Below are 9,247 nucleotides of genomic sequence, written 5' to 3'. Positions count from 1 at the left end.
CCTGTACCTGCTGGACAAGTACGGCAAGCCGGTGCCCAAGGGGGTGGACGGCGAGCTGTATGTGGGGGGCGCGGGTGTGGCGCGTGGCTACCTTAACCGCCCGGAGCTCAATGAAACACGCTTCCTGCCCGATCCGTTCGACGACGATGCGAACGCGCGGATGTACCGCACTGGCGATCTGGGTCGCTGGTTGAGCAACGGTGAACTGCAATACCTGGGGCGTAACGACGAACAGGTGAAGATCCGTGGCTTCCGCATCGAACTGGGGGAGATCGAGGCCAGGCTGGCCGCGTGCCAAGGCGTCCGCGAAGCGGTGGTCATCGCGCGCGAGGACGAGCCGGGGGACAAGCGCCTGGTGGCGTATGTACTGTCCCGGGACGGTGTCGCTTTGTCCGCTGCCCAGTTGCGAGGCGAGTTGCTGGGCTCGCTGGCGGACTACATGGTACCGAGCGCCTTCGTGATGCTCGACGCCTTCCCGCTGACCACCAACGGCAAGCTCGACCGCAAGGCGCTGCCCGCACCCGACTCCCAGGCCTATGCCCGACGCAGCTATGAGGCACCGGTGGGCCAGGTCGAAACCACCCTGGCCGCGCTGTGGGCCGAGCTGCTCGGTGTCGAGCAGGTGGGGCGCCACGACCGCTTCTTCGAACTGGGCGGTCACTCGCTGCTGGCGGTCAAGCTGATCGAGCGCATGCGCCAGCTGGATCTGGACCCGGATGTACGGGTGCTGTTCGGCCAGCCGACCCTGGCCACCCTGGCGGCCGCCACGGGAGACAGCGGTGGCGTCGCAGTACCGGCCAACCGGATCGCCCACGACACCACGCGCATCACCCCGGACATGCTGCCCCTGGCCGACCTGGACCAGGCCGCCATCGACCGCATCGTCGCCACCGTGCCGGGGGGCGTGACCAACGTGCAGGACATCTATGCCCTGGTGCCGTTGCAAGAGGGCATCCTCTACCATCATCTGGCAACCACCGAAGGCGATCCATACCTGTTGCAGGCCCTGTTGCGCTTCGACAGTCGCCAGCGACTGGACGCTTTCGCCCAGGCTCTGCAGGCCGTGATCGCCCGGCACGATATCCTGCGCACCTCGGTGGCCTGGGAAGGGCTGGAGGAGCCGGTGCAAGTGGTCTGGCGCGAAGCGCCGCTGACGGTGCAGCAAGTGCACCTGGACCAGGTCGACGGCGATATCGCCGGCCAATTGCAGAGCCGCTTCGACCCACGCCACACCCGTTTCGACCTGCGCTTGGCGCCGATGATGCGCATCCACTTCAGCGAGGATCCCGCCGACGGCAGTTGGGTGGCAGTGCTGTTGTTCCATCATTTGATCGATGACGCCACATCCCTCGGCATGCTGGGCAAGGAAATCGAAGCACACCTGGAAGGGCGCGCAGCGGCGTTGCCGGTGTCGGTGCCTTACCGCAACTATGTGGCCCAGGTGCGCCTGGGCAGCGATAGCTCGCCACACGAGGCGTTCTTCAGCGAGATGCTCGGGGATGTCGACGAGCCGACATTGCCGTTCGGCCTGCAGGATGTGCAGGGTGACGGCAGCGGTATCGAGGAGGCGACGCTGGCCGTGGACACCGGGTTGGCCAGGCGCCTGCGCGCCCAGGCCCGGCGGCTGGGGGTGAGTACCGCCAGCCTGCATCACCTGGCCTGGGGCCAGGTAGTGGGGCGTCTGTCCGCTCGCCAGGACGTGGTGTTCGGTACCGTGCTGATGGGCCGCCTGCACAGCGGCCAGGATACCGGCCATGCCCTGGGCATGTTCGTCAACACCCTGCCGTTGCGGGTCGAGGCCGGCGCCCAGGGCGTGCTTGCCGCGCTCAAGACCACCCATGGCCGATTGGCCACCCTGCTGAGCCATGAACATGCGCCGTTGGCCCTGGCCCAGCGTTGCAGTGGCGTGGCCGCGCCGACGCCGTTGTTCAGCGCGCTGATGAACTACCGCCAGACCGCCGTTGCGGCACAGGCGCCCAAGGATGCGGGCCAGGCGCGGGTCTGGGCCGGGGCGCGGATCCTCGCAGGGGAAGAGCGCACCAACTACCCGCTGTCGCTGTCGGTGGATGACCTGGGCGAATCGTTCGGGCTGACGGTCCAGGCAGTGGCCGGGATCGGTGCGCAACGGATCTGCGGCTACATGCACACCATGCTCGAATCGGTGGCCGATGCCCTGGACGGCGACGTGGCTACGCCGCTGCACAGCCTGGCCTTGGTACCCGCCGCCGAGCGTCGGCAATTGCTGGACGAGTTCAATGCCTTCGATGCGGCGTACCCGTCGGGGTTGCGGGTCCATCAATTGTTCGAAGCCCAGGTGCGCGCCCAGCCCGACGCCATCGCGTTGAGCTATCAAGGCCAGCACCTGACTTACGCGCAACTGAACCGTCTGTCCAACCAGATTGCCCATCGGCTGCTGGAGTTGGGCATCCGTGTCGACGATCGGGTGGCGATCTGCATGGAACGCGGCCTGGAAATGGTCGCCGGGCTGGTGGCCATCCTCAAGGCCGGTGCCGGCTACGTGCCGCTGGACCCGGCGTATCCCATCGAGCGCCTGACGTACATGCTGCAGGACAGCGCGCCCAAGGTGCTGCTGACCCAGGACTCGTTGCAGGAGCGCTTCTCGCAATCAGGCGTGCCCGCGCTGTTGCTCGACGCCCAGGCACGCGACGCCTTCGACATCAGTTCGCAACCCACCAGCGATCCGGATGTGCCGGCGAGCGACGACAGCCTGGCCTATGTCATCTACACCTCGGGTTCCACCGGGCAACCCAAGGGCGTGGCGATGGGGCACCGAGCCCTGGTCAACCTCATGCAATGGCAGGGCGCGCAGGCGGAGCAGCATGGCAGGCGTGGGGCGCGCACCTTGCAGTTCGCCGCGCTGGGCTTTGACGTGGCGTTCCAGGAAATCTTCAGCACCCTGTGCGACGGCGGCGAACTGTCCCTGATCCATGCCGACATCCGCCTGAATTTCCACCGCCTGTTCGAGCACATCCGTCAACAGCGCATCGAGCGCCTGTACCTGCCGTGCATCGCCCTGCAGGCCCTGGCTGAGGCGGTGGTGGGCGAGCATCGGGACACGCCCCTGGAGTGCAACCTGCGGGACGTCATCACCGCAGGCGAGCAGTTGCGCATCACGCCCCAGATCCGCGCCTTGTTCGAACGCCTGGATGGCTGCCGCCTGCACAACCACTACGGGCCGACCGAGTCCCATGTCACCACGGCGCTGACCTTGCCGGACGCTGTCGCGGCCTGGCCGACGTTGCCGGCGATCGGCCAGCCGGTGGCCAATACGCGCATCTATCTGCTGGACGAACACCTGCAACCGGTGCCGGTTGGCGTGGCGGGCGAGATTCACATCGGTGGCGTCTGCGTCGCCCGTGGCTACCTGAACCGCGACGACCTGACTGCGCAGCGTTTCATCCGCGACCCTTTCGCCAGCGACGGGCAGGCACGCCTGTACAAGACCGGCGACCTGGGGCGCTACCTGCCCGATGGCCATATCGAATACCTGGGTCGTAACGACGACCAGATCAAGATCCGCGGCTTCCGTGTCGAGCTGGGGGAAATCGAGGCCAGGCTCTGCCAGCACGCCGGTGTGAAAGAGGCGGCCGTGGTCGCCCGTGAGGACAGCCCCGGCGACAAGCGCCTGGTGGCCTACATCACCGCCCAGTCCACCGATGCCGTGGCCGAGGCCGATGACCTGCGTGCACACCTGCAAGCGCTGCTGCCGGACTATATGGTCCCGGCGGCCTTCGTGCGCCTGGAAAAACTGCCGCTGTCACCCAATGGCAAGCTGGACCGTCGTGCGTTGCCGGCCCCGGAAGCGGATGCCTTCGCCAGCCGTGCGTACGAAGCGCCGCTGGGGGAGGTGGAAACCACGCTGGCAGGCTTGTGGGCCGAGGTGCTCGGTGTCGGGCAGGTGGGACGGCACGATCATTTCTTCGAGTTGGGCGGACATTCGCTGCTGGCGGTGAAACTGATCGAACTGATGCGCAAGGCCGGCCTGAGCGCCGATGTGCGGGTGCTGTTCGGTCAACCTACCTTGGCCGCCCTGGCGGCGGCCGTGGGCGGTCGCGCCGAGATCAGCGTGCCGGCCAACGGCATTCCCGCCGGGTGCCAGCGCATTACGCCGTCGATGCTGGCGCTGGTGAGCCTGGACCAGGACACCCTCGACCGGATCGTCGCCGGTGTGCCGGGCGGTGCCGGCAACGTGCAGGACATCTACCCCCTGGCGCCGTTGCAGGAGGGCATCCTTTATCACCACATCGCCGCCGAACAAGGCGATCCCTACCTGCTGCAAGCCACGTTCGCCCTGGACAGCCGCCCTCGGCTCGACGACTTCGTGGCTGCCTTGCAGGCGGTGATCGATCGCCACGATATCCTCAGGACCGCGCTGCTTCGCGAAGGCCTCGACGCGCCATTGCAGGTGGTACTGCGCCAGAGCCGGCTGACGCTCGAAGAGCAGGCCCTCGACCCGGCCGAAGGCGATATCGCCGCGCAGTTGCAGGCGCGGTTCGATCCTCGTCATTGCCGGCTGGACCTGGACAAGGCGCCGCTGATGCGCCTGGCCTGCGCCTGGGACAGCGTTCAGCAGCGGTGGGTCGCGGTTCTGCTGTTCCATCACATCGCCCTGGACCACACCGCCCTGGACGTGATGCAGGAGGAGATGCTGGCGTTCCTCGCGGGCGAGGCTGACCGCCTGGAGGCGGCCATGCCTTACCGCAACTACGTGGCCCAGACGCTGTTGGGGGTACCCCGTGGGCAGCATGAGCGTTTCTTCCGCGACATGCTCGCCGATGTGGAGGAGCCGACGCTGCCGTTCGGCCTGCGGGAAGTCCAGGGTGACGGTCGGGGCATCGAGGAGGTCAAGCTGAACCTCGATCCCACGCTGTGCCGGCGCCTGCGGCAGCAGGCGCGCCAACTCGGCGTGAGCGCGGCAGCCTTGCATCACCTGGCGTGGGCACGAGTGCTGGGACGTGTGTCCGGTCGCGAGGATGTGGTCTTCGGTACGGTGTTGCTGGGCCGCATGCAAAGCGGCGAAGGAGCCGATCGGGCCCTGGGCATGTTCATCAACACCCTGCCGTTGCGAGTCGACGTGGGAGGGCAGCCGGTACGCGCCGGGGTCAAGGCGACCCACGCACGGCTGACGGCCCTGTTGGGCCATGAGCACGCCTCCCTGGCCCTGGCCCAGCGCTGCAGTGGCGTACCGGCATCGTTGCCGCTGTTCAGCGCCTTGCTCAACTACCGCCACAGCCCGTCCCAGGAGGGCGAGAGTGTCGACCGCTGGGCCGGTACGCAAGTGCTGCAGGTCATGGAGCGGACCAACTATCCGTGCATGTTGTCGGTGGACGACCAGGGCGAAGGGTTCCTGCTGAGCGTGCAGACCGCCGGTGCGGTGGATGCTCGCCAGGTCGGTGGCTACATGCAGACAGCATTGGCGAGCCTGGTGGAGGCGCTGGAGTTCGCCCCCGACACCGCCGTCAATGACCTGGAGATCCTGTCCGAGTCCGAGCGGCGGCAGGTGTTGCAGGCGTTCAACGCCACCCAGGCCGAATACCCGCTGGCGCAGACGATTCACGGGTTGTTCGAAGCCCAGGCACAACACACGCCGGATGCACTGGCGGTGCTGCATCGCGGACAACGCCTGACTTATGGCGAATTGAACGAACGGGCCAACCGCCTGGCCCATTACCTGCGCAAGCAGGGGGTGAAACCGGATTCCCGGGTGGCGATCTGTGTCGAGCGCGGCCTCGACATGGTGGTGGGCCTGTTGGCGATCCTCAAGGCAGGGGGCGGTTACGTACCGCTGGATCCGGCTTACCCGGCGGACCGGATCGCCTACATGCTGGAAGACAGCGCCCCGGCGGCGGTGCTGGCCCAGGCGGCGACGCTTGGATTGTTGGCCGGCGCGGCGATGCCGGTCATCAATCTGGGCAGCGAACTTTGGCAGGACGAATCCGTCCTGAATCCCCAGGTTCCGGAACTGACCTCGTCGCACCTGGCCTATGTGATCTACACCTCCGGCTCCACCGGTCTGCCCAAGGGCGTGATGATCGAGCACCGCAACACGGTGAACTTCCTGACCTGGGCGCATCGTTCCTTCGATTCTGAGACCTTGTCGAAGACGCTGTTTTCCACTTCTTTGAACTTCGACCTGGCGGTCTACGAGTGCTTCGCGCCGTTGACCTGCGGTGGCAGCATCGATGTGGTCGCCAATGTGCTGGAACTGCAACAGGGCGAGCACGACATCACCTTGATCAACACGGTGCCGTCGGCCCTCAAGGCACTGCTGGAATCCGGTGGCTTGGGCGAGGGTGTCGAGACCGTCAACGTGGCGGGTGAAGCCCTCAAGCGCAGCCTGGTGGAAGCGCTGTTCGAGCAGACTTCCGTCAAGCGCCTGTGCAACCTGTATGGCCCGTCGGAAACCACCACTTACTCAAGCTGGGTATCGATGTCCCGCGAAGAGGGTTTCGCCGCGCATATCGGTAAACCGGTGGCCAACACCCAGTTCTATCTGCTGGATGAACACCGCCAACCGGTGCCGTTGGGCGTACCGGGAGAGATCTATATCGGCGGCGCCGGCGTGGCCCGCGGTTACCTCAATCGGGATGACCTGACTGCCGAACGCTTCCTGAAGGACCCGTTCAGCAGCGAAACCAATGCCCGGATGTACAGGACTGGCGACCTGGGTCGCTACCTGCCGGACGGCAATATCGAATACCTGGGTCGTAACGACGATCAGGTGAAGATCCGTGGTTTCCGCATCGAACTGGGGGAGATCGAAGCACGGCTCGCTGGGCATGAGGCGGTAAAAGAGGCGGTGGTCCTGGCTCGTGAGGATGTCCCGGGCGATAAGCGCCTGGTGGCCTATTTCACCGAGTCCCGGACCGTGGACATCGAGGCCCTGCGCAGCCATCTGCAAGGGCAACTGCCGGACTACATGGTGCCCGTGGCCTACGTGCGCCTGGACGCCTTGCCGTTGACCCCCAACGGCAAGCTGGACCGCAAGGCCTTGCCGGCACCGGATCTGGATGCAGTGGTCACCCGTGGCTACGAAGCCCCGCAAGGCGACGTCGAAACCACCCTGGCGCAGCTCTGGCAGGCGCTGCTGGGTGTGGAACAGGTCGGTCGCCATGACCATTTCTTTGAACTGGGTGGTCATTCCCTGCTGGCCGTCAGCCTGATCGAGCGGATGCGCCAGGCGGGCCTGAGTGCCGACGTGCGCGTGCTGTTCGGCCAACCCACCCTGGCCGCGCTGGCCGCGGCCGTCGGCCGCCATGACAACCAGGAAGTGCAGGTTCCGGCGAACCTGATCGCACCCGATTGCCAACGCATCACACCGGACCTGCTGCCGCTGGTGGCCTTGTCCCAGGAGGCCATCGATCGGATCGTGGCGAGCGTGCCGGGTGGTGCGGGCAATGTGCAGGACATCTATCCCCTGGCGCCGTTGCAGGAAGGCATCCTTTATCACCATCTCGCCGCCAGACAGGGCGATCCCTACGTATTGCAGGCGCAGTTCGCCTTCGACAGCCGCGAACGCCTGGATGACTTCTCCCTGGCCTTGCAGGGTGTGATCGACCGCCATGACATCCTGCGCACTTCCATGGCCTGGGAAGGGCTGGAGGAGCCGGTGCAGGTGGTCTGGCGCAAGGCAGTGTTGGGCGTCGAGCAGATGCGCCTCAGTCCTGGCGACGGCGACGTCGCTGGCCAGTTGAAGGCGCGTTTTGACGCCAGTCATCATCGCCTGGATATTCGCCAGGCACCGCTGATGTGCATTCGATTTGCCGAGGATGCGCCCAACCGGCGTTGGGTGGCGAGCCTGCTGTTCCATCACATGGCGCTTGACCATGCGGCGCTGGAAGTGGTTCGGCACGAGATGCAGGCCCACCTGCTGGGGCAGGCTGGCCGGTTGGGCGATGCGGTGCCGTATCGCAACTATGTGGCCCAGGCGCGCCTGGGCGTGAGCCCTGAAGAGCACGAAGAATTCTTCCGCGATATGCTCGGGGGTGTCGACGAGCCGACGCTGCCTTTCGGCTTGCAGGATGTTCGCGGCGATAACGGCGTCATGGAGGAAACCCGACAGGACGTCGCGATCGATCTGAGTCAACGCCTGCGCGCCCAGGCCCGGCGCCTGGGGGTGAGCGCGGCTGCCCTGCATCACCTGGCCTGGGCCCAGGTGCTGGGCCGCGTCTCGGGCCGTGAGAAGGTGGTGTTCGGCACGGTACTGATGGGCCGGATGCAGGGCGGCGAGGGCGCCGACCGGGCGCTGGGGATGTTCATCAATACACTGCCCATCTGTGTACCGGTGGGTGGGCGCGTGCGGGACAGTGTATTGGCGACGCACGCTCGACTGTCCGGATTGCTGGGGCATGAACACGCCTCCCTGGCACTGGCCCAGCGTTGCAGCGGGGTAGCCGCGCCGACACCGTTGTTCAGCGCGCTGCTCAATTATCGTCATACCAGCGCCGAATCCATTACGTTGCACATGTCATCGGCCTGGCAAGGGATCGAGGCATTGGGTGGCGAAGAACGCACCAACTATCCATTGACGTTGTCGGTGGACGATCTCGGCGAAGGCTTCGGCCTCACCGTTCAGGCCGTGGCCGGTGTGGGCGCGGCACGGGTCGGTGCCTATATGGAAACGGCACTGGCGAGCCTGGTGGAGGCCCTGGAGCATGCGCCGGAAAATCCATTGGCCGACTTGCCGATCTTGCCGGCGACGGAACGTGAAGAGTTGCTGGTGGGCTTCAACGCCACCCAGGCCGAATACCCGCTGGAGCAGACGATTCACGGGTTGTTCGAAGCGCAAGTTCAGCGCACGCCGGAGTCGTTGGCGGTGCTGCATCGCGGACAACGCCTGACTTATGGCGAACTGAACGAACGGGCCAACCGCCTGGCCCATTACCTGCGCAAGCAGGGCGTAAAACCCGATTCTCGGGTGGCGATCTGCGTCGAGCGCGGCCTCGACATGGTGGTGGGCCTGCTGGCGATCCTCAAGGCTGGCGGCGGTTACGTACCGCTGGATCCGGCTTACCCGGCGGACCGGATCGCCTACATGCTGGAAGACAGCGCTCCGGCGGCGGTGCTGGCCCAGGCGGCGACGCTTGGATTGTTGGCCGGCGCTGCGATGCCGGTCATCGATCTGGGTAGCGAACTTTGGCAGGACGAATCCGTTCTGAATCCCCAGGTTCCGGAACTGACCTCGTCGCACCTGGCCTATGTGATCTACACCTCCGGCTCCACCGGT

General features: G+C 66.0%; 1 protein-coding gene. It reads left to right on the top strand.

From position 1 onward, the window contains the following. The coding region (locus BLP99_RS25910; RefSeq protein ID WP_143007990.1) for a non-ribosomal peptide synthetase at positions 1 to 9,247 on the top strand (9,247 nt) is incomplete at both ends.

The organism is Pseudomonas sp. NFACC32-1 (assembly GCF_900101215.1).
GTDB lineage: Bacteria > Pseudomonadota > Gammaproteobacteria > Pseudomonadales > Pseudomonadaceae > Aquipseudomonas.
This window is presented reverse-complemented; position numbering and strand designations above follow the sequence as displayed.